The following is a 21,079-nucleotide window of genomic DNA, read 5'->3' on the forward strand; positions in this document are numbered from 1 at the left end:
CATGACGAATTTGAACGCCATCGATCCGGCCGCCGTCGCGGAAGAAGCCAAGATCGAGAACAACGACGTCGTGATCGCGAAGTCGCGGATCATCGTGCGGCGCTTCCTGCGCAACAAGACCGCCGTGACCGGCCTGGCGATCTTCGTCCTGCTCACCGTGCTGTCCCTGATCGGCGGGATTTTCTCCAGCTGGGACAAGGAGACGATCGACCCCTTCAACATCGGCATGGGCCCTTCCTCGGAGCACCTGCTGGGCACCTCCCAGGCCGGCATCGACCTGTACGCCCTGACCGTGGAAGGGACCCGGGTCTCGATCCTGATCGGCCTGGTCGTCGGCCTCGTGTCAGTGCTGATCGCCGCGGTGTACGGCTGCACCATGGCCTACTTCGGCGGCAAGGTCGACAAGGTGATGCTGTTCATCCTGGAAGCCCTGATCATGATGCCGGCCCTCCTGGTCGTGGCCGTGGCCACGAGCGGCGGCGGCAACGGGCTGCAGCAGAACCTCCCCAGCTGGCTGCTGCTGATCATCGTCCTGCTGATCTTCAACTGGATGGGCACTGCCCGCCTGATCCGCTCGCTCTCGATGTCGCTCATGCAGCGCGACTTCGTCAAAGCCGCCCAGTACATGGGCATCCCCGCGCGCCGCATCGTCTGGCGCCACCTCGTGCCGAATATCGGTTCGCTGCTGGTCCTGGACATCACCCGCGGCGTGACCGGCGCCATCCTCGCCGAGGTCGCGTTCTCCTTCATCGGCATCGGCATCAAGGTCCCGGATGTGAGCCTGGGCGTGCTGATCGGCCAGGCGACCTCCCAGGTCTCCACCTTCCCGTGGATGTTCTGGGTGCCGCTGACCGTGATGTTCCTGCTGACCGGTTCGCTCGCCATGATGAACGACGGTCTCCGCGACGCGTTCGATCCCAGCTCCAGCTCCATTGGCAGCGCCAAGAAAAAGAAGAAGACCTCATGAGCAGCGATACCACCGCCACCGACCTCAGCACCGCCGAACGGCTGCACGTGGCCGGCCTGCACACCGCCGGCGGGCACTACGCAGATGCGCCGGCGGGTGCCGTGCTCTCCGTCCGCGACCTCAACGTCCGCTTCAACACCGAGAACGGCGTGGTGCATGCTGTGCGCGGCATCGACTTCGACCTGATGCCGGGAAAGACCCTCGGGATCGTCGGCGAATCCGGCTCGGGCAAGTCCGTCACCTCGATGGCCATCATGGGCCTGCTGCCGGATACCGCCGAGGTCACCGGCTCCGTCCGGCTCAAGGGCCAGGAACTGTTGGGGCTCAGCGACAAGGCCATGTGCCGCTACCGCGGCAACGAGCTGGCCATGGTCTTCCAGGACCCGTTGTCCTCGCTGACCCCGGTCTACACCGTAGGCAACCAGATCATCGAGGCGCTCACGGTGCACAACCCGACCATGAGCAAGCAGGCCAAGGAGGCCCGCGCCGTCGAACTCCTGGGCATGGTGGGCATTCCCAGCCCCAAGGACCGGCTCAAGGCCTTCCCGCACGAATTCTCCGGCGGTATGCGCCAGCGGGTGATGATCGCCATCGCGATTGCCAACAACCCGCGCGTTCTGATCGCGGATGAGCCGACGACGGCGCTCGACGTCACCATCCAGGCGCAGGTGCTCGAGGTGCTGCACACCGCGCAGGAGGAAACCGGCGCCGCCGTCGTGATGATCACGCACGACCTGGGCGTCGTGGCCGGAATGGCCGACGACATCATGGTGATGTACGCCGGCAAGCCGGTGGAGACCGGCAGCGTCGACGACATCTACTACAACCCCAGGATGCCCTACACCATGGGGCTGCTGGGCGCCGTTCCCCGCGTCGACGTGGCCGAGAAGACCTCGCTGGTGCCGATCGAGGGCATCCCGCCGAACCTCATCCACGCGCCCACCGGCTGCTCCTTCGCCCCGCGCTGCCCGCTGGTCAGCGAGGCCTGCCTGCAGGGCGAACCCGAGCTCTGGCCGGTCAGCGGCACCGGCGACGGCACCCTGGAGCACAAGGCCGCCTGCATCAAAACCGATTCCCTTGCCGCCGAGGTGGACGTCCACGAAATCTTCCACGCCCCCGCGGTGCCCGTCTCCCGGTTCGACGCGGTGCCCCGGGCCGAGCGCAAGGCTGTCCTGGAGCTCAAGGACGTCAAGAAGCACTTCCCGCTGATGAAGGGCGCCCTGCTCAAGCGCCGGATCGGCACGGTCAAGGCCGTGGACGGCCTGAGCTTCGACATCCGCGAGGGCGAATGCTTCTCGATCGTGGGCGAGTCCGGCTGCGGCAAGACCACCACGCTGCTGGAAATCATGGAATTCCACCGCGACCAGGACGGCGAGGTGACGATCGGCGGCCTGAGCAACAAAGCCGCCTCGGACGCCAAGACCAAGGCCGCCATGCGCAAGGAACTCCAGATGGTGTTCCAGGACCCCACCGGCGCCCTGGATCCGCGCTTCACCGTCTACGAGGTGCTGGCCGAGCCGCTGGAGAACTCCGGGATGGCCAAGCCTGCGATCCGGAAGCGGATCATGGAGCTGATGGAGCTCGTGGGCCTCCAGCCGGACCACGTCAACCGCTTCCCGAACCAGTTCTCCGGCGGCCAGCGCCAGCGCATCGGCATCGCCCGCGCCCTGGCGGTGAACCCCAAACTCGTGGTCCTGGACGAACCGGTGTCCGCGCTGGATGTCTCCGTCCAGGCCGGCGTCATCAACCTGCTCGACCAACTCCGCGCCGAACTCGGGCTGAGCTACCTGATGGTGGCCCACGACCTGTCCGTGGTGCGCCACATCTCCAACCGTGTGGCCGTGATGTACCTGGGCAAAATCGTGGAAATCGGGGACGTCGACAGCGTCTTCGACAACCCGCGCCACCCCTACACCCGCGCCCTGCTCTCCGCCATCCCGGTGCCGGACCCGCAGCTGGAGCGCACCCGCGAACGCATTATCCTGCAGGGCGACCTGCCGTCGCCGCTCGATGCGCCGAAGGGCTGCAACTTCGCCACCCGCTGCCCGGTCTTCGCCGCACTCCCGGCTGCCAAGCAGGAAAAGTGCCTGACCCTGGAGCCGCCGCTGGAAACCGCGACGGCGCCTGCCCCGGCCACCGGCCCCCGGACCGACGCCTCGCCGTCGGCCCCCACAGACCAGCAATTCGCCTGTTTCTACCCGGACGGCGAACTGGACGCGGACATGTTGGTTGTCCACGAGTCCCTCTGACGCACCAAACCGCACCTGAACCACAACTCGCACCAAAATGAAGGGGATCATTATGAAGAATCTGACCAAGATCGGCGGGGTGGCCGCCGTAGTGGCAGCCCTCGCGCTGACCGGATGCGGCGGAGGCGGCGCCACCACGACCGCCGAGAGCGCCAAGGCCCAGGACGCCAACGGCGACCTCAACAAGCTCGTCAGCGTCAACGCCAAGAAGGCCGACGAACTGAAGCAGGGCGGCACCGTGACCCTGCCGGTCGGCAACATCGGCCCGGACTTCAACGGCTTCTCCAATGCGGGTAACTCCGCGGACAACACCGAGCTGCACTACCCGATCGACGAAGCCGGTTACGTGGGCTGCTGGAAGCTCGACTTCGACGGCACCGCGAACCTGAACAAGAACTTCTGCGAAGACTTCAAGAGTGAGGTCAAGGATGGCAAGCAGACCATCACCATCAAGATCAACCCGAAGGCCGTGTACAACGATGGCACCCCCATCAACGCCGCTACCTTCGTCAACACCTGGAAGATGCTCAACGGCAAGAACAAGGACATCGACATTGTCTCGTCCGGTGCCTACGAGTTCATCGACTCCGTCAAGGCCGGCAGCAGCGACAAGGAAGTCATTGCCACCACCACCCAGCCGGTCTACCCGCTGAGCGACATCTTCGGCGGCTTCATCCCGCAGACCGTCAACACGCCGGAGCTCTTCAACACCGGGTTCTCCGGCCAGATGCACCCCGAGTGGATGGCCGGCCCGTTCAAGGTCGACAAGTTCGACTCCGCGGCGAAGACCGTCACCATGGTCCCGAACGACAAGTGGTGGGGCGAAAAGCCGGTTCTGGAAAAGGTGGTCTTCCGCCAGCTCGAGGCCAGCGCCGAGATCGCAGCGTTCAAGAACGGCGAGATCGACATGGCTGACGGCCGCACGCTGACCAAGTACAAGCAGCTCGAAGGCTCCAAGAACTCCGAGGTCCGCCGCGGCCAGCGTCTGTTCGCCGGCGGCCTGAACCTCAACGCCCTGAAGGCTCCGCTGACCGACGTCGCCGTCCGCAAGGCGATCTTCACCGCCGTCGACCGCCCGGCCATCCGCGCCGTGCGCTTCGGTGGCTTGAACTGGGAAGAGGAAAGCTCAGGATCGATGATGCTGATGCCGTTCTCCAAGTACTACCAGGACAACTACCCGGTCAAGGATGTTGGCGCCGACGCGGCGAAGAAGGCCCTGACCGAGGCCGGCTACGCCCCCAACGCCAAGGGCATCATGGAGAAGGCCGGAAAGCCCGTCTCCTTCAAGATCACCAACTTCGGTGACGACCCCACCTCGCTCGCCACCGTGCAGACCCTGCAGAAGCAGCTCCAGGCCGCCGGCATGGACGTCGGCATCGACCAGCGCGGCGACGCCGACTTCGGCAAGGTTGTGGGCAGCCGCGACTTCCAGCTCACCATCAGCGGCTACACCGTGGGCTCGGACGCAACCTCGGGTGTGAAGCAGTTCTACGATTCCAAGACCAACGAAAACCAGCTCGGCGACGCCGAACTGGACAAGGAAATCAAGGACCTCGCTTCCATCCAGGACGATGCCCAGCGCAACAAGGCCGCCATGGAGGTCGAGAAGAAGCACATGGCGAAGTACTTCTCCATGGGCGTCATCATGAACGGCCCGCAGATCTACTTCGCACGCACGGGCCTTGCCAACTATGGCGCGTCCCTGTTCCAGACCCCGGACTGGAGCCTCGTCGGCTGGCAGAAGTAAGCCTTCCGTTCCGACGCTCCCTCACCTAGGGCAGCAATCCAGGCGACCCTCCCCACTCTGCGGGGGAGGGTCGCCTGCGTTGTTGCCGGGCCTGAGCGAGCCTCGGGCGGGCGGGTAACGTGGACGCATGGCACCTTCCTCCCCGCCCATCCGCACCGCAGTCGCCGGCTTCGGCCTCTCCGGCAGCGTGTTCCATGCGCCGCTGATCGCGGCCAACCCGGCTTTTTCCCTGGACGTCATTGCCACCTCCGACGCGGGCCGGAAGGCGACGGCCGCCGCGGCCTACCCGGCGGCCAGGATCGTCGATACCCCGGCCGCCGTCCTCGAACTCGCCGGCGGGCTGGACCTGCTGGTGCTGGGGACTCCGCCGGCCACCCACTACCCGCTGGCCAAAGCCGCGCTGGAGGCGGGCCTCGACGTCGTCGTTGACAAGCCCTTCACGGTGCGCAGCGCCGAGGGCCGGGAGCTGATGGACCTGGCCGCACGGCTGGGCCGCGTACTCACCGCCTTCCAGAACCGGCGCTGGGACGGCGATTTCCTGACCGTGCGCGCCCTGCTGGAGAGCGGCGTCCTGGGCACGGTCACGCGCTTCGAATCACGCTTCGAGCGCTGGGCGCCGAAGGTCACGAAAGCGTGGAAGGCGGCGGCCACCCTCGACGACGGCGGCGGGGTGCTGTTCGACCTCGGCACGCACCTGCTGGACCAGGCGCTCGCGCTCTTCGGCCCTGCCGCCGTGATCCACGCCGAACTGGCGGCCCGGCGGCCCGGGGAACGGGCGGACGACGACGTTTTCGTGGCCCTGCGGCATGATTCCGGGGTGACGAGCCACCTTTCGATGAACCTGCTGTGCGCCCAGCAGGGGCCGCGCTACCGCCTGTTGGGCAGCGACGGCGGCTTCACCAAACACGGTGTGGACCCGCAGGAGCCTTATCTCGCCGCCGGCGGGAGTCCGCTCGACGCAGCCTACGGCGTGGAGGACCGCGAGTGGGCCGGCCTGTTGGGCCGCGACGGCCACCTGGACCGCCTGCCCACCGAACGCGGCGCGTACCCGGAGTTTTACCGGATCCTCGCCGAGAAAATCATCGACGGCGGCACGTCCTCGGCTCTGCCGCTCCCGGTGGATCCCGCCGACGCCGTCGAGGTCCTGAAGCTCATCGAACAGGCCCGGGAGCTCGTTTAAACACCCATCGACTGCTCCGATAACGCCGTTTGGGGGGTCCAAAAGGGCGTTCACGGAGCAGCCGATGCCGGTGGAACTTACGCGGAGACCAGCTCGTGCCAGTCCGCGACCAGGGGCAGGTTGTGCGCCTCGGAGACCGAGCGGTGCGCAACCTGGCCGGCGGCGATGTTGAGGCCGGCAGCGAGGGCGGCGTCGCGCTCAAATGCGGCCTTGACGCCCAGGTTGGCCAGCGAAACCGCGTAGCGCAGCGTGACGTTGGTCAGGGCGTAGGTGGAGGTGTTCGGCACGGCGCCGGGCATGTTGGCGACGCAGTAGAAGATCGTGTTGTGGACCTTGTACGTCGGTTCCTGGTGCGTGGTGGGGTGCGTGTCCTCGAAGCAGCCGCCCTGGTCCACGGCGATGTCCACCAGCACCGAGCCGGGCTTCATCCGGGAGACGAGCTCGTTGGTGACCAGCTTCGGGGCCTTGGCGCCGGGGATCAGCACGGAACCGATCACGAGGTCGGCGTCGACCACGGACTTCTCGATCTCGTAGGCGTTGGAGGCGACCGTCTTCAGGCGGCCCTGGTACTGGGCGTCGAGTTCGCGCAGCCGGTTGATGTTGATATCCAGGATGGTGACGTCGGCGCCGAGGCCCAGGGCCATGGCGGCGGCGTTGGTGCCGGCCACGCCGGCGCCCAGGACTACGACCTTGGCCGGGCGGACGCCCGGGACGCCGCCGAGCAGCACGCCCTTGCCGCCGGCCGGAGCCATCAGCGAGGTGGCGCCGACCTGCACGGACAGGCGGCCGGCAACCTCGGACATCGGGGCCAGCAGCGGCAGCGTACGGCCTTCCTGCACGGTCTCGTAGGCGATGGCGGTGACGCCGGAGTTGATGAGCTCCTGCGTCAGTTCCGGCTCGGCGGCAAGGTGCAGATAGGTGAAGAGGATCAGGCCCTTGCGGAACCGGTGGTATTCGGCCTTGACCGGCTCCTTGACCTTCATGACCATGTCGGCGCGGGACCACACGTCGTCCGCTTCGGCGACGATCTCGGCACCGGCAATGGCGTATTCCTCGTCCGTGATGCCGGAGCCCAGGCCTGCGCCGCGCTCGACCAGGACGGTGTGGCCGTGGTGGCGGAATTCGTGCACGCCGGCGGCCGTGATGGCGACGCGGAATTCGTTGTTCTTGATCTCTTTGGGGACGCCGATGATCATTTTTGGGCTCCAGTGGTGGTGGCCGCGCGGGCCGGGTGTGCGGGGGAAGTCGTGATTCCAGAATAGAACCGGCTGTGAGGCAGGCGACAGGGCCGCCGGTCCCGCCCCACGCCGCAACCGCGTGTTTCCGGGAATTTCCAAAAGCTCGGCTCGACAACTGTCGAGTCAGGAAACGTCAGGTGTCGCCTCTTGTTCGTCGCCGTTCCGTTCGGCCCCGGGACCCGCGGGGCAGTAATGTGGCAGCATGCAGCAGCAGGACGTAGAGCAGCTCGTGGAGCGGGTGGCCCAGCGGCTCGGGCGCGGGCTCTCGCTCGAAGACCTCGACGGCGTCCTGCTCGCCTACAGCTCCAACCAGTCGCACGCGGACCGGGTCCGGGTGAACTTCCTGCTCAGCAAGCGCGTCGCGGCGGACGTCAGCGCCTGGCAGCTCTCGCACGGCATCGCGACGGCGGTGCGGCCCGTCGTCGTGCCGGCCAACGAGGAACTGGGCATGCTGGGGCGCGTCTGTGTCCCGTTGCTGGTCCGCGGATTCCGGGTGGGCTACCTCTGGGTCCAGCTCGACGCCGCGGAGCCCACCGCGGGCACCGTCCTGGCCCAGTTGCCGGAGGTGGCGCGCGAGCTGGAGGAGCTCTCCGCCCTGCTGCTGGACTCGAACACTGCCGAATCCGAGTTCCGCCGCCGGCGCGAACAGGAGTTCCTCGCCGCCTGCCGGGGCGAGGCGAACGCCGTCGCCGCCGTCGCGGGCTGGAAGGAAGTGCAGGGCCGCGGGCCGTGGCAGCTGGTGACCGTCCTCGACGCCGACGGCTGGGCGGAGGGTTCGGACCCGATCGCCTCCACACTGATCCACAGGTCCGCCGCGCTGCAGGCCACCATCGGTGTGGACGCGGCACTGTTCAGCGCGGGGACCGAGACACACGCCGTCGTGCTGTTCAAGGAATCCACCGGACGGGCCAACCACGCCCAGGTGCTGGTCCACTACCAGCTGGAACTGGCCAAGCGCGCGGGCCGACCGGTCCGCCGGATCATCCTCGGCACCTCCGAGGGCTTCTCCCGGCCGCGGGAACTGGCCGAGGCGTACCGGCAGTCCCGGCAGGCGGCGCAGGCCGCGGCCGTGGACCCCCAGCTGGGGGAGCTGGTGGACTGCCGTGCCACCGGTCTCTACCAGTTGCTGGCCTCGGCCGGCGGCGGGGCCGGAGCCTGGGCGGATGCGGGCTCGGTGTACTTCCGGATGCTGGAGGACCACGACCGGAACGGTGAACTGCTGCCGGTGCTGGAGCTTTTCTACGACAACGACAGTTCGGTCCAGGAGGTGGCGGCCAAGCTGCACCTGCACCGGAGCAGCATCTACAACCGGCTCGGCAGGATCCGCCAGGTGCTGGGCGTCGACCCGCTCAAGGGAATGGTCCGGCTGGAACTGCACGCGGCGCTGAAGGCGCGGCGCTGGGCCCAAAGGCCAAGGATCTAGGCTGCCCCGGCTAGCGGTCGTCGCGGAGGGCGGAGTCCTGCTCGCTGTCGGGGCGGGAGGCCAGCGGCCGCGCCGCCTCCCGAAGCGCATCGGGCGCAGTCTCCCGCGCTGTGCGCCTCCGGCGCGATATCCGGCTGTCCATCCACAGGGCGACGGCCACGAACGCGACGCAGCTGGCCATGAACGCCGCGGTGTTGTTCAGCCCCATCACCGTTCCGAGGATGCCGGTAAGCACCATGGCGGCGATGCCGGCCAGGATGTGCCACCCTCTGAACTTACCCACAATTCAAGCGTAACCCCGGCCTCTGCCGCGTTTCCGCGCCGGGACGGGATCGTTGTTTGATCCTTATCACGCCGTCACGAAGCATCCGCGCCGCCGCTGTCATTGCTGTCAGCTGAGTCGCCGACGGCCTCGGGTGCCGCATTTTCCGCGGCGGTTTTCTTCTTTTGCGTCTCCAGCCACGCCATGATGTCGGCCAGCCGGATCCGCCGGTGCGTGCCGCGGTACTCGACCGGGATCTCGCCGCGGTCCGTCATGTTCCGCAGGTACGTGTGCGAGATGCCCGCCAGCTCCGCCGCCTTCGACGTGGTCAGCATCTCCTCCATGCTGCTGACGGTGACCGACTCGCCCCGGCTGAAGCGGCCCAGCAGGTCGACGACGGCGTCCCTTGCCGCGGGCGGCAGGCGGTGCACGGTGCCGTCGACGAAGACCGTGATGTCGTTGCTGCCGTTGAGCGCGTACTGGAGTTTTTGTGCGTCCTCGGCCGGGAGCCCGGCGGTCACCCGGGGAGCAATCAGTGTCATGGAGTGCATCCTAGCGCCCCGGGTGCGGGCTCACGCTCCGGTTACAGACCCAGTTCTTCCAGCACCGGCAGCTTGGCCCGGACCCAGGCGCGCGCCTCTGTGGCGCTCGGGGCGGAAAGTGCCAGCTTGGCCAGCTCCTGCGCCTCGGCCAGGGTCACGGTCTTCAGCACCGCTGCCACGGCCGCGATGGAACGCGCCGTCATCGACAGGGTCGTGACGCCCAGCCCGGTCAGCACGACGGCGAGGGCAGGATCCGCCGCGGCCTCACCGCAGACGCCCACCGGTTTGCCGTGGCCTTCGGCGGCGGAACCTTCGACCGTCAGGCCCACGAGCCGGAGCACGGCCGGCTGCCACGGGGTGTTCAGCGCGGCGAGCGGGCCCAGCTGCCGGTCCGCGGCCATGGCGTACTGGGTCAGGTCGTTGGTGCCCAGGCTCGCGAAAGACACTTCCCGCAGGATGGCCTCCGCGGTCAGCGCCGCGGACGGCACCTCCACCATGACGCCGGGGGTCTTGATCCCGGCGGCAGCGCACAGGGACGCGAATCGTGCGGCTTCCTCCGCCGTCGAAATCATCGGTGCCATCACCCAGACGTCCGCCTCGGATTCCTGCTCCGCCAGGGCGATGGCCTGCAACTGGCGTTCCAGCACTCCCGGGGTGGTGAAGTCGGTCCGGTAACCGCGGACGCCAAGGGCCGGGTTGGGCTCGGTGGCGTCGGTCAGGAACGGGAGCGGCTTGTCCGCGCCGGCGTCGAGGGTGCGGAGCACCACCTTCTTGCCGGGGAAGGCGTCGAAGACGCCCTTGTAGGCGGCGGCCTGCTCCTCCACGGTGGGTTCGGTATCCCGTTCGAGGAAGCAGAACTCGGTCCGGAACAGGCCCACGCCCTGGGCGTTGAGCCCGGCGGCGGCCACGGCATCCTTCGCCCCGCCCACGTTGGCCAAGAGCGGCACGAGGTGGCCGTCCGCCGTCGCACCGGTACCGTCAAAGTCCGCCAATAGCGACGCGGTCGCGGCCCAATGCTCCGCGGCGGCGCGCTGGGCGTCGTCCGGTTCAGCCGTGATGGTCCCGGCGGCCCCGTCGACGTAGACCTCTGTGCCGTCCGGCAAGGCGTCGACGCCGGCGGCAGCGACGACGGCGGGCAGGCCGAGGGAGCGGGCGATGATCGCGGTGTGCGACTGCGGGCCGCCGCCGGCGGTCAGCAGTGCGAGCACCTTTTCGGGATCGAGCGTGGCCGTGTCCGCCGGCGCCAGGTCCTCCGCAATCAGGATGAACGGGGTGGCGGCGGAGGGGATGCCCGGGGCGGGCACGCCACGCAGCTCGGCCACGATCCGCGCCCGCACGTCCAGGACGTCGGTGGCCCGCTCGGCCATGTAGCCGCCGAGGTTGTGCAGCATCTCCGAGACGGACGCGCCGGCTTCCCAGATGGCGCGCTGGTTGGAGGTCCCGCGGCCAATCAGCTTGGCGGCGGACTTCAGCAGCATGGTGTCGGTCGCCATCAGCGCGGTGGCCTCCAGCACGGCCTTGCCGTCGCCGCTGACCGTCTCGGACCGCGCCTTGAGCTCGTCGTGCACGGCCTTCGCCGCCGCCTTCAGGGCCGCTGTGGCCTCCTCGGCGGAGACGCCGGCCGGAAGCTGTTCGCCCGCCGGCGGCTCACTGACCGGCTTCGGCATCTGCCGGATGGTGCCGATGATCCGGCCGGGGCTGACGCCTACTCCTTGGAAGTTCTGCACTGAAAGTCCTCATTCTCTGCCGTGAGCCAGTAAGTCAGTCCAGGTGCCGCCACTGAACCGCTAGATCCTAGATTTCCTGCGGCTGTCCACTACGTCAACCGGCTACTTGCGGTACCTGAAAAAAGTGTATGTGATGCACTTCATATAGCGTTGCTATAGGTGCTAGGGTAGCGGTTATGAGTATCGAAGGCCAGCTACCGCCCAAAATCCGGCTGCTGCGTGCAGCTGCGGGATTGCTGGCCAAGTCCGGGGGAGCCGCGGTTTCCACGCGCCAGATCACGCAGCTGGCGGGGGTGACTGCCCCCACCCTGTATCACCACTTCGGTGACAAGGAGGGGCTGTTCGACGCCGTTGTGGCGGCAGGTTTCGAGGAGTACGTGGCCGGCGAACGAGACTTCGCTCCGTCCGGGCAGCCGCTGGAGGACATCCGGCGGATGTGGGACCAGCACGTGCAATTCGGGCTGAAGCAGCCGGAACTGTACCTCGTCATGTTCGGCAACATCCGCCCCGAGAGCCGTCCCGCCGTTGTGGCCGACGCCGAGGCGCTCATGGAGGAAATGCTGAACAAGGCCGCGGTCGCCGGCCAGCTCAACGTCCCGCCCCGGGAGGCGGCGAGGAGCATCCTGGCTGCGAACGTGGGCGTGACCCTCATGCTGATCACGGAGAAGGCACCGGAGCGCAACCTCGAGCTCTCCGCCATGACCCGCGACGCGATGATCTTCGCGGTCTCCACGGAACAGGCCCGGCAAGCCGGGCCGGAAGACTCCGGGAAGTCTCCGGTGGTGGTAGCGGCCATCGCCCTGAATGCGGCGCTGCAGGCCTCGCACTCGGACCAGCTGTCCAGCTCTGAACTCAAGCTCTTTCTCGAATGGCTCCACCGGATCTCCACCAGTTCCACCAGCTAGCTCGTCGAAAATATCGGACAATCCTGCGGTGCAGCAGGAATCACGGTTAGGAAATCACATGGCAACAGAGACCGTTGCGAAACCCCGGACCAGTATCAGGGTCGGTGTGCAGAAATTTGGCACCTTCCTGTCCGGAATGATCATGCCCAACATCGGCGCCTTCATCGCCTGGGGCATCATTACCGCCTTCTTCATCCCGGCGGGCTTCACCCCCAACGCCGACCTGGCCAAGCTGGTCGGCCCGATGATCACCTACCTGCTGCCGCTCCTGATCGGCTACACCGGCGGCCGCATGGTCTACGGCGTGCGCGGCGGCGTGGTCGGCGCGGCGGCCACCATGGGCGTGATCGTCGGAACGGACATCCCGATGTTCATCGGCGCCATGATCATGGGGCCGCTGACGGCGTGGATCATGGAGAAGATCGAAAGCCTCTGGGAGAACAAGGTCAAGCCCGGCTTCGAGATGCTGATCGACAACTTCACCGCGGGCATCGTCGCCGCCGTCATGGCCATCTTCGGCATGCTGGTGATCGGCCCGGTGGTGAAGGCCTTCAGCAACGGCGCCAGCGCCGTCGTCGAGTTCCTGGTCAACAACGGCCTGCTGCCCTTCACGAGCATCTTCATCGAGCCCGCGAAGGTATTGTTCCTGAACAACGCCGTGAACCACGGGATCCTGACCCCGCTGGGCACCGAACAGGCGCTCGCCCAGGGCAAGTCCATCCTGTTCCTGCTTGAGGCCAATCCCGGCCCGGGCGTGGGCGTCCTGCTCGCTTACATGATCTTCGGCAAGGGCATGGCCAAGGCTTCGGCCCCCGGCGCCGCCCTGATCCAGTTCGTCGGCGGCATCCACGAAATCTACTTCCCGTACGTGCTGATGAAGCCGATCATCATCCTCGCCGCGATCGGCGGCGGCATGACCGGCATCTTCACCCTCGTCCTGACCGGTGCGGGCCTGCGCTCCCCGGCCGCCCCGGGAAGCATCCTCGCGGTCTTCGCCGCGACCCCGCCGGACAGCTACTTCGGCGTGGCCTTGTCCGTGCTGCTGGCCGCGACCGTGTCCTTCCTGATTGCCTCCGTCATCCTCAAGTCCAGCAAGGACGTCGAGGGTGACGAACTTGGCGCCGCGACCACCCGGATGGAAGCCATGAAGGGCAAGAAGAGCTCCGTCTCCTCCGCCCTCGTGGGCGGCGGTGCGGGCGCCGGCGGCGTCGCGGTGCTGGCCGGTCCGGTCAAGAACATCGTCTTCGCCTGCGACGCCGGCATGGGCTCGAGCGCCATGGGCGCCTCGGTGCTCCGCAACAAGATCAAGGCCGCCGGCTACCCGGATGTCAAGGTCACCAACTCCGCGATCGCGAACCTGAGCGACACCTATGATGTCGTCATCACGCACCAGGACCTGACCGAACGGGCCAAGCCCGCGACGTCCAGCGCCGTCCACGTCTCGGTGGACAACTTCATGAACTCGCCGCGGTACGACGAGATCGTGGAGCTGGTCCGGACCAGCAACGCGCCGGCCGACGCCTCCGGTGCGATGGCGGGTGCGGGAACGGGTGCGGCCGTGGCAACGGCATCCGCACCGGAAGCGGAGCCCGAAGCCGGGCCGTCCGGCATCCTGGTGGCCGACAGCGTGATCCTCAGCGGCACGGCAACCACCCGTGACGCTGCGATCGACGAGGCGGGCCGGCTGCTGCTGGACCGCGGCGCCGTCGACGCCGGCTACCTGGACGCCATGCATGAGCGCGAGGAATCCGTCTCCACCTACATGGGCAGCTACCTCGCGATCCCGCACGGCACCAACGCCGCCAAGGACCACATCATGAAGTCCGCGGTCTCGGTGATCCGCTACCCGAACGGCATCGACTGGAACGGCAAAGAGGTCAAGTTCGTCGTCGGCGTCGCCGGCATCAACAACGAGCACCTCCAGATCCTCTCCTCGATCGCCAAGGTCTTCACCAACAAGGCACAGGTCGCGCAGCTGGAGGCGGCCACCACCGTCGACGAAGTGCTCGACCTGTTCGGAAAGGTAAATTCCTAGTGAAGGCTGTTCATTTCGGAGCCGGAAACATCGGCCGTGGATTCGTCGGACTGCTGCTGCACGAGGCCGGGTATGAGGTGGTGTTCGCGGATGTCGCGGATGCCCTCATCACCCAGCTCGCCGCGGCGGACAGCTACCAGGTCCACGAGGTGGGGGACAGCCCGGCCGTGCGCACGGTGGACAACTTCCGCGCGCTGAACTCCGGCACCCAGGAAGCCGACGTCGTCGCGGAAATCGCGACGGCGGACATCGTCACCACCGCGGTGGGCCCGCACATCCTCAAGTTCGTGGCACCCGTGATCGCCAAGGGGATCGCGGCCCGGCCGGCCGGGCTGGCGCCGCTGCAGGTGATGGCGTGCGAGAACGCGATCAACGCGACCGACATCCTGAAGTCCGAAATTTCCGCCCAATGGGATCCGGCCGCCGGTTCGCTGGATGCCGCCGCCGTGTTCGCCAACACGGCGGTGGACCGGATCGTGCCCAACCAGGAGGCCGGGCAGGGCCTGGACGTCACAGTGGAGACGTTCTATGAGTGGGTCATCGACCGGACCCCGTTCGCGGGGAAGGAACCAGCCATTCCGGGGGCGACCTTCGTGGACGACCTGGCGCCCTACATCGAGCGGAAGCTCTTCACCGTGAACACCGGGCACGCCTCGGCCGCGTACTTCGGCTTCGAAGCCGGGCTGTCCAAGATCTCCGAGGCCATGGCGGACCAGGACGTCGCCGCCGATGTGCGCGCAGTGCTCGACGAGACCAAGGAACTGCTGGTGGCCAAGCACGGCTTCAACCGCGAGGAGCAGGAAGCCTACGTGCAGAAGATCCTCGGCCGGTTCTCCAACCCGCACCTTCCGGACACCGTGAACCGGGTGGGGCGGGCACCGCTGCGCAAGCTCAGCCGGCACGAGCGCTTCATCGGTCCCGCTGCGGAGTTGGCCGAGCGCGGGATTGTCCCCGAGGCACTGCTTGGTGCAATCGCCGCCGCGCTGCGCTTCAACGACCCGGCCGACGCCGAGGCCGTGGAGCTGGCGCAGATCCTGAACTCCTCCACCCCGGAGGACGCCACGACGAAGATCACCGGCCTGGACTCGGGGCATCCGCTGTTCCCGGCCGTCTGTGCCCTCGTCGAGGAAGCCAAGGCCGCCGTCTAGCCGGACGCTTCCTCACCTTTCGCGGAAAAACAACGGGCCCTCCCTCACACCAGGTGAGGGAGGGCCCGTCGTTTAGGCCGTGGATCTGCGCGGGCGTCGCCCCAGGCCCGGCAGGCCCGGCAGGACCGGCAGGAGCTGCCGAAGCGTCAGACGCGGCTGGCGGCGGCGGTTTCGCCGTCGGCCATCGCCTTCCATTCGGCCACGCGCGCCTGGTGCAGCGGCGAGCGGCGGACGACGGCGAACGCGGCACCCAGGACCGCGAACCAGAGCGGCGTGACCAGCAGGGCCACAAGGGTGTCCGGCTGCGTGGTCAGCGCCCAGACCAGGAACGCGAAGAACGCAAACACGACCCACACCATGGGAATGCCGCCGGGCATCTTGAACGTCGAGGCCGCGTGGAGTTCCGGCCGGCGCTTCCGGAACACGAGGTAGCTGGCCAGGATGATGCTCCAGACAAACATGAAGCAGACGGCGGACACGGTGGTGACCATGTCGAAGGCCACGCCCACGTCCTTGCCCGCATACAGCAGCGCGACGCCGGCCAGCAGCAGCACGCAGGACAGGAACAGCGCGTTCTGCGGGACCTTGCGGCTGGAGAGGCGGCCGAAGAGCCTGGGGGCGTCGCCGTCGTTGGCCAGGCCGTAGACCATCCGGGAGGTGGAGTAGATGCCGGAGTTGGCCGAGGACATCGCGGAAGTCAGCACCACGAGGTTCACCACCGTGGCGGCCATGCCGAGCCCGGCGAGGGAGAACATGGCGATGAACGGGCTCTGGCCCGCCTTGAAGCCGGTCCACGGGGTGACGGACATCAAGATGATGAGGGCGCCGACGTAGAACAGCATGACGCGCAGCGGGATCGCGTTGATGGCGCGGGGCAGGTTGTGCTCCGGGTTCTTGGTTTCGGCCGCGGCGGTACCCACCAGCTCGATGCCCACGAAGGCGAAAACAGCGATCTGGAAACCGGCCACGAAGCCCATGAACTCCTTGGGGAACAGGCCGCCATGGCTCCACAGGTTACTGAAGCCCGCGGTGCCGGCGTTGGAATGGAAGCCGGTGAAGATCATAACCAGGCCCACAGCGATCAGCGCCACGATGGCCACGATCTTGATCAGGGCGAACCAGAATTCCGTCTCACCGAAGGCCTTGACGGTCGGAAGGTTCAGCAGGAGCAGGATGATGATGGTCGCGATCCCCGGGACCCACAGCTGGATGCCGGGCCAGAGCTGCTCGGCGTAGCCGGCAATCGCGATCACGTCCGCCACCCCGGTGACCACCCAGCAGAACCAGTAGGTCCAGCCGGTGAAGAACCCGGCCCAGGGGCCCAGCAGGTCGCCGGCGAAGTCGCTGAAGGACTTGTAGTTCAGGTTGGACAGCAGCAGCTGGCCCATGGCGCGCATGACGAAGAACAGCATGAAGCCGATGATCATGTACACGAAGATCACGGACGGTCCGGCCACGGAAATGGTCTTGCCGGAGCCCATGAAGAGGCCGGTGCCAATGGCGCCGCCGATGGCCAGGAGCTGGATGTGCCGGTTGCTCAACGAGCGTGCAAGGTGGGGCTCGGTGTCCCGGCTGGAGGCAGTTCTCTGCTCCGCGGTTGTCTGTTCGGGCATGTCAACAATCCTTCGTGTGGTCCGCCGCATTGGTGACGGCGGTTACAAATCAGCCTTTCTAAGGTACAGCTTCGAAGGCCGGGCCCCCTGCCGAACGTTTCATCGTTGCGTCATGGCAAGCTGGGCGGGTGACTACAAATTCGGCGGACCAGGCCGCCCTGCTAACATTCGGCGTCGACGGCGGGACGTTCCGGCTGCGCCCCGCCGCCCGCGCGGACCTGCCCGCCATTCTCCGGCTGCTCGCCGACGACCAGCTGGGCTCCTCGCGCGAGGATGCTGCGGATCTGGCGCCGTACCAGAGGGCCTTCGACGCGATCGACGCCGATCCGGCCCACCTGCTGCTGGTGGGGGAACTGACACCGGAGCGCGGCGCCGGGCCCCGGGTGGTGGCGACCTTCCAGCTCAGCTTCCTGCCCGGGCTGTCCCGGCGCGGGTCGTGGCGTGCCCAGCTCGAGGCCGTGCGGGTCGCCGGCGAACTGCGGGGCCAGGGCGTCGGCGCCGCGATGGTGCAGTGGGCGCTCGGGGAGTCGCGGCGGCGTGGCTGTTCCCTGGTGCAGCTCACCACGGATAAGTCGCGGACAGCGGCGCACCGATTCTACGAGCGGCTGGGGTTCGCGACCAGCCATGAGGGCATGAAGCTGCTGCTCTAGCGGCCGCGCCGGCGGCAGCCGCACCGTTGACTCTTAGGCCGCCTAACTGTTAGGCTCCCTAAGTATGAGTGAACACCCGCTGCCGGATCCCGTACTGCTCGCCCTCTCCCGGGATTTCCGGGAAGCCCTGCGCCACAGCATCTACCTGGTCCGGCGCTTGGACGCCGACGGCGAACTCAGCGCCGCCCAGCTCAGCACTCTCAAGATGCTGCTGGACAGCTCCGAAGACAGCGCCCAAGACAGCGCCGGGGCCAACGGCGTGCGGGTGGGTGAGATTGCCCGCAACCTCGGGGTCAAGGTTCCCAGCGCCACCGAGCAGATCATCAAGCTCGAACGGGCCGGGCTGGTCCGGCGTGAGGCGGATCCGGCCGACTCCCGGGCCGTCCGCGTCAAGCTCACCGCCGAGGGCCACGCCGCCGTCGAATCGGCCAACACCCGCCGCAACGCGGTCATGGCAGGGATCCTCGGCTCACTCACCGATGCGGAACGGCAGGCCCTCGCGGCCGCCATCCCGGTGATCGGCAAGATCAACGAGAGCCTGCAGCCCTGACAGCCAGGCCACTGCCTGCCAGGAACAACGACAGCAAGAACCCACAACCTTAGGAGCGCCCTCCATGGACGGCCAGCTCACGGCCCCCGCGCCGGAAGCAACATCAACCCTTGAGGCCGAAAAAGCCTCGCTACTCAAGCAGCCCAAGGCGGTCTGGGCCACTGCCCTGGCGGCGGTGTTCGCGTTCATGGGAATCGGGCTGGTGGATCCCATCCTGCCCGCCATCGCCAAGAACCTTGACGCCACCCCCAGCCAGGTGTCCCTGCTGTTCACCAGCTACTTCATGGTCACCGCCATCGCCATGCTGATCACCGGCTTCGTCTCCTCCCGGATCGGCGGCAAGCGCACGCTGCTGGCCGGCCTCGCCATCATCGTGGTGTTCGCCTCGCTGTCCGGCCTCTCCGGCAGCGTGACCGAACTTGTCGGCTTCCGTGCCGGCTGGGGGCTGGGCAATGCCCTCTTCGTCGCCACCGCCCTGGCCGTGATCGTCGGCGTCGCCAGCGGCGGCGCCGGGACCGCCATCATCCTCTACGAGGCGGCGCTGGGCCTGGGCATTTCACTCGGCCCGCTGCTGGGCGCCCTGCTCGGGGGGTGGCAGTGGCGTGCCCCGTTCTTCGGCACCGCCGTCCTGATGGCCTCGGCCTTCATCGCCCTGATCGCCCTGCTGCCCAAGACCCCGCTGCCGGAACGGAAGGTCCGGCTCCGGGACCCGCTGCTGGCGCTGGGCCACAAGGGCCTGCGGACGACGGCGGCCAGCGGGCTGTTCTACAACTACGGCTTCTTCACCATCCTCGCCTTCACCCCGTTCATCCTGGGGATGGACGCCTACGGGATCGGCGGCGTGTTCTTCGGCTGGGGTGTCGCCGTCGCCGTCTTCTCGGTGTTTGTCGCCCCCGCGCTGCAGCGGCGCTTCGGGGCTGTCCGCGTGCTGAGCGGCACGCTGGCGCTGCTGCTCCTGGACCTGGCCGGCCTCGGCCTGGCCGCGGGGCACTCGGTGCCCGCCGTCGTCGTCCTCGTGGTGGCCTCCGGCGCCCTGCTGGGGATCAACAACACGATCTACACCGAGCTGGCCATGGGCGTCTCCGACTCGCCGCGGCCCGTGGCCTCGGCCGGGTACAACTTCGTGCGCTGGATGGGCGGCGCACTGGCGCCGTTCGCCGCGGCGCAGCTGGGTGAACACTTCGGGCCCCAGGTTCCGTTCTTCGCCGCGGCGGTCGCCATGGCGCTGGCGATCGCGGTGGTCCTCGGCGGGCGGCGGTACCTGAGCACGCACGAGCCGCACCTGGTCTAACCCGCCGGACCTACAGTTGAGGCCCATGTTCCGCGGAACATGGGCCTCAACTTTTTGTTCGTGCAATGCCGCGGGGGCTACTTCTTGGCGGAACCCTTCGGCACGAACAGCGTCTCCGCGTGCTCCAGCGCCATGCCGTTGGTTTCCGGCACCTTGAACATCACGAAGAAGAACGACGCCGCCGCGAACAAGGCGTACATGGCGTAGGTCAGCGGCAGCGAGGCTGCCGCCATCACGGGGAAGCTCAGCGTGATGGCGAAGTTCGCGATCCACTGGGCGGCCGCGGCCAGGCCCAGGGCGCGGGCGCGGATCCGGGACGGGAAGATTTCACCCAGCAGCACCCAGACCAGCGGGCCCCAGGAGGCGCCGAAGCTGATCACGAAGACGTTGGCGGCCACCAGGGCGGCGGGGCCCCAGGCGCCCGGGAGCGTGATCGCATCGCCGGATCCGGTGGCGGATCCGAAGGCGAAGGCCATGGTCGCCAGCGAGACGGCCATGCCGATGGAACCCGCCAGCATGATGGGGCGGCGGCCGATCCGGTCCACCAGTGCGATGGCGACAAGGGTGACCAGGATGTTGGTGATCGCGGTCGCCACGGAAATCGTGAGCGAGTCCTTCTCCTGGAAGCCCACAGCTTTCCAGAGCGTCGTGGAGTAGTAGAAGATCACGTTGATGCCGACGAACTGCTGCAGCACCGACAGGATGATGCCGATCCACACCACCGGCTGCAGGCCAAGCGCCTTGCCGCGCAGGGAGCCCTTCTGGCCGGCGAGCTTGTCCTCCTCGATGGCCTTCTTGATGTCACGCAGGTGGCGGTCGGTGTCCTCGTCCGGCGCGATGGATTCGAAGACCTTGAGGGCGTCCTCGTCCTTGCCCTTGAACACGAGGAACCGCGGCGATTCGGGAAGCGTGAAGGCGATCCAGCCGTAGACGACGGCCGGGACGGCGCCGGCAATGAACATCCAGCGCCAGGCCTCGATGCCGAACCACAGGTTCTGGTCGGCGCCGCCGGCGAAGTTGGCGAACACGGCGTCGGAGAGCAGCGCCGCGAAGATACCGGTGGTGATGGCGAGCTGCTGCAGCGACGCCAGCCGGCCGCGCACGTGGCGGGGTGAAATCTCGGAGATGTAGGCCGGGGCGATCACCGAGGCGAGGCCGATTCCCAGGCCCCCGACGAGGCGCCAGAAGATCAGGTCCCAGACGCCGAACGCGAAGCCGGTGCCGAAAGCGCTGACCAGGAACAGCAGCGCGCCGAGCTTCATAGCGGGGATGCGGCCGTAACGGTCCGCGACCTTGCCGGCCAGGTAGGCGCCGGCCGCGCAGCCAAGCAGGGCGACGGCGACGGCGAACCCGGTCACGGCCTCGCTGAGCGCGAATTCTTCCTTGATGGCGTCGACTGCGCCGTTGACAACCGAGGAATCGAAGCCGAAGAGGAAGCCGCCAACGGCGCCCGCCACGGCCAGCCAAATGACCCGCTTGGGGATCTTGGCGACGGTCTGGTCTTGGGTGGTGGTCATGTGGCTCCCTCGGCAATTCGTGGTCAGCGGCTCAC

The 21,079-nt window shown here is 67.6% G+C and carries 17 protein-coding genes; 11 read left to right on the forward strand and 6 right to left on the reverse strand.

Annotation, left to right across the window (positions count from 1 at the left end; genetic code table 11):
• Window position 1: 1 nt before the first annotated feature.
• The 4 genes from AC1DBD_RS16375 to AC1DBD_RS16390 all read left to right on the forward strand — a co-directional run bounded on the left by AC1DBD_RS16375 (window position 2) and on the right by AC1DBD_RS16390 (window position 6,143).
• Window positions 2-967: an ABC transporter permease gene (locus tag AC1DBD_RS16375; RefSeq protein WP_476982524.1), complete on the forward strand. Its 966-nt coding sequence runs from the start codon at window positions 2-4 to the stop codon at window positions 965-967.
• A complete protein-coding gene (locus tag AC1DBD_RS16380) occupies window positions 964-3,216 on the forward strand; it encodes an ABC transporter ATP-binding protein (RefSeq protein WP_476982525.1) in 2,253 nt (750 codons plus the stop codon). The genes AC1DBD_RS16375 and AC1DBD_RS16380 overlap by 4 nt, the downstream gene beginning before the upstream one ends.
• Before the next feature lie 52 nt (window positions 3,217-3,268).
• Window positions 3,269-4,963 carry an ABC transporter family substrate-binding protein gene (locus AC1DBD_RS16385; RefSeq protein WP_476909661.1) on the forward strand — a complete coding sequence of 565 codons (1,695 nt, stop codon included), beginning with the start codon at window positions 3,269-3,271 and terminating at the stop codon, window positions 4,961-4,963.
• A gap of 127 nt (window positions 4,964-5,090) precedes the next feature.
• A complete protein-coding gene (locus AC1DBD_RS16390) occupies window positions 5,091-6,143 on the forward strand; it encodes a Gfo/Idh/MocA family protein (protein ID WP_476982526.1) in 1,053 nt (350 codons plus the stop codon).
• 77 nt (window positions 6,144-6,220) lie between these two features.
• Here the strand turns inward: AC1DBD_RS16390 and ald are convergent, their stop codons facing one another.
• Window positions 6,221-7,339 (reverse strand): alanine dehydrogenase, encoded by a 1,119-nt coding sequence (gene ald, locus AC1DBD_RS16395; protein ID WP_441419234.1) that lies wholly within the window; start codon window positions 7,337-7,339, stop codon window positions 6,221-6,223.
• A gap of 244 nt (window positions 7,340-7,583) precedes the next feature.
• Between ald and AC1DBD_RS16400 the strand changes: the two genes are divergently transcribed.
• Window positions 7,584-8,804, forward strand: coding sequence for a PucR family transcriptional regulator (locus AC1DBD_RS16400; RefSeq protein WP_441419235.1), 1,221 nt, complete (start codon window positions 7,584-7,586; stop codon window positions 8,802-8,804).
• A gap of 10 nt (window positions 8,805-8,814) precedes the next feature.
• Here AC1DBD_RS16400 and AC1DBD_RS16405 read toward each other — a convergent pair whose 3' ends face one another.
• The 3 genes from AC1DBD_RS16405 to ptsP form a co-directional block, all read right to left on the reverse strand.
• Window positions 8,815-9,087 carry a hypothetical protein gene (locus AC1DBD_RS16405; protein ID WP_441419236.1) on the reverse strand — a complete coding sequence of 91 codons (273 nt, stop codon included), beginning with the start codon at window positions 9,085-9,087 and terminating at the stop codon, window positions 8,815-8,817.
• Between the two features lie 74 nt (window positions 9,088-9,161).
• Window positions 9,162-9,608, reverse strand: a complete 447-nt coding sequence (locus AC1DBD_RS16410; protein WP_476982527.1) for a helix-turn-helix domain-containing protein — start codon at window positions 9,606-9,608, stop codon at window positions 9,162-9,164.
• Between the two features lie 41 nt (window positions 9,609-9,649).
• Window positions 9,650-11,335: a phosphoenolpyruvate--protein phosphotransferase gene (ptsP, locus tag AC1DBD_RS16415; RefSeq protein ID WP_476982528.1), complete on the reverse strand. Its 1,686-nt coding sequence runs from the start codon at window positions 11,333-11,335 to the stop codon at window positions 9,650-9,652.
• A 176-nt stretch (window positions 11,336-11,511) separates the two neighbouring features.
• Here ptsP and AC1DBD_RS16420 point away from each other — a divergent pair, with 176 nt between their 5' ends.
• The 3 genes from AC1DBD_RS16420 to AC1DBD_RS16430 are packed head-to-tail and all read left to right on the forward strand — an operon-like array spanning window position 11,512 to window position 15,423.
• Window positions 11,512-12,240, forward strand: a complete 729-nt coding sequence (locus AC1DBD_RS16420; RefSeq protein ID WP_441419239.1) for a TetR/AcrR family transcriptional regulator — start codon at window positions 11,512-11,514, stop codon at window positions 12,238-12,240.
• A gap of 58 nt (window positions 12,241-12,298) precedes the next feature.
• Complete coding sequence (locus AC1DBD_RS16425; RefSeq protein WP_476917631.1) at window positions 12,299-14,275, forward strand: PTS mannitol transporter subunit IICBA; 1,977 nt, start codon at window positions 12,299-12,301, stop codon at window positions 14,273-14,275.
• The gene (locus AC1DBD_RS16430; RefSeq protein ID WP_441419241.1) at window positions 14,275-15,423 is read left to right on the forward strand and encodes a mannitol-1-phosphate 5-dehydrogenase; all 1,149 of its coding nucleotides are present in this window, start codon (window positions 14,275-14,277) and stop codon (window positions 15,421-15,423) included. The genes AC1DBD_RS16425 and AC1DBD_RS16430 overlap by 1 nt, the downstream gene beginning before the upstream one ends.
• A 146-nt stretch (window positions 15,424-15,569) precedes the next feature.
• Here AC1DBD_RS16430 and AC1DBD_RS16435 read toward each other — a convergent pair whose 3' ends face one another.
• Window positions 15,570-17,036, reverse strand: coding sequence for an amino acid permease (locus AC1DBD_RS16435; protein ID WP_441419242.1), 1,467 nt, complete (start codon window positions 17,034-17,036; stop codon window positions 15,570-15,572).
• Between the two features lie 128 nt (window positions 17,037-17,164).
• Here AC1DBD_RS16435 and AC1DBD_RS16440 point away from each other — a divergent pair, with 128 nt between their 5' ends.
• The 3 genes from AC1DBD_RS16440 (at window position 17,165) to AC1DBD_RS16450 (ending at window position 19,527) form a co-directional block, all read left to right on the forward strand.
• A complete protein-coding gene (locus tag AC1DBD_RS16440) occupies window positions 17,165-17,686 on the forward strand; it encodes an N-acetyltransferase family protein (RefSeq protein WP_476982529.1) in 522 nt (173 codons plus the stop codon).
• A 64-nt stretch (window positions 17,687-17,750) separates the two neighbouring features.
• Window positions 17,751-18,236 (forward strand): MarR family winged helix-turn-helix transcriptional regulator, encoded by a 486-nt coding sequence (locus AC1DBD_RS16445; RefSeq protein ID WP_476982530.1) that lies wholly within the window; start codon window positions 17,751-17,753, stop codon window positions 18,234-18,236.
• 64 nt (window positions 18,237-18,300) lie between these two features.
• On the forward strand, window positions 18,301-19,527 hold the full coding sequence (locus AC1DBD_RS16450) for an MFS transporter (RefSeq protein WP_476893407.1): 1,227 nt from the start codon (window positions 18,301-18,303) through the stop codon (window positions 19,525-19,527).
• 77 nt (window positions 19,528-19,604) lie between these two features.
• Here the strand turns inward: AC1DBD_RS16450 and AC1DBD_RS16455 are convergent, their stop codons facing one another.
• Entirely contained in the window at window positions 19,605-21,044 is a 1,440-nt protein-coding gene (locus AC1DBD_RS16455; protein ID WP_441419246.1) for a sugar porter family MFS transporter, read from the reverse strand.
• Window positions 21,045-21,079 lie beyond the last annotated feature (35 nt).

Source organism: Arthrobacter sp. 10T419 (assembly GCF_056394105.1).

Excerpts from the sequence above, each read along its gene's own strand:
- AC1DBD_RS16450 (WP_476893407.1), top strand. The coding sequence starts at position 18,301 with ATGGACGGCCAGCTCACGGCCCCCGCGCCGGAAGCAACATCAACCCTT.
- AC1DBD_RS16385 (WP_476909661.1), top strand. The coding sequence starts at position 3,269 with ATGAAGAATCTGACCAAGATCGGCGGGGTGGCCGCCGTAGTGGCAGCC.
- AC1DBD_RS16455 (WP_441419246.1), bottom strand. The coding sequence starts at position 21,044 with ATGACCACCACCCAAGACCAGACCGTCGCCAAGATCCCCAAGCGGGTC.
- AC1DBD_RS16400 (WP_441419235.1), top strand. The coding sequence starts at position 7,584 with ATGCAGCAGCAGGACGTAGAGCAGCTCGTGGAGCGGGTGGCCCAGCGG.
- AC1DBD_RS16425 (WP_476917631.1), top strand. The coding sequence starts at position 12,299 with ATGGCAACAGAGACCGTTGCGAAACCCCGGACCAGTATCAGGGTCGGT.
- AC1DBD_RS16435 (WP_441419242.1), bottom strand. The coding sequence starts at position 17,036 with ATGCCCGAACAGACAACCGCGGAGCAGAGAACTGCCTCCAGCCGGGAC.
- AC1DBD_RS16420 (WP_441419239.1), top strand. The coding sequence starts at position 11,512 with ATGAGTATCGAAGGCCAGCTACCGCCCAAAATCCGGCTGCTGCGTGCA.
- AC1DBD_RS16410 (WP_476982527.1), bottom strand. The coding sequence starts at position 9,608 with ATGACACTGATTGCTCCCCGGGTGACCGCCGGGCTCCCGGCCGAGGAC.
- AC1DBD_RS16390 (WP_476982526.1), top strand. The coding sequence starts at position 5,091 with ATGGCACCTTCCTCCCCGCCCATCCGCACCGCAGTCGCCGGCTTCGGC.
- AC1DBD_RS16445 (WP_476982530.1), top strand. The coding sequence starts at position 17,751 with ATGAGTGAACACCCGCTGCCGGATCCCGTACTGCTCGCCCTCTCCCGG.
- AC1DBD_RS16380 (WP_476982525.1), top strand. The coding sequence starts at position 964 with ATGAGCAGCGATACCACCGCCACCGACCTCAGCACCGCCGAACGGCTG.
- ald (WP_441419234.1), bottom strand. The coding sequence starts at position 7,339 with ATGATCATCGGCGTCCCCAAAGAGATCAAGAACAACGAATTCCGCGTC.
- AC1DBD_RS16375 (WP_476982524.1), top strand. The coding sequence starts at position 2 with ATGACGAATTTGAACGCCATCGATCCGGCCGCCGTCGCGGAAGAAGCC.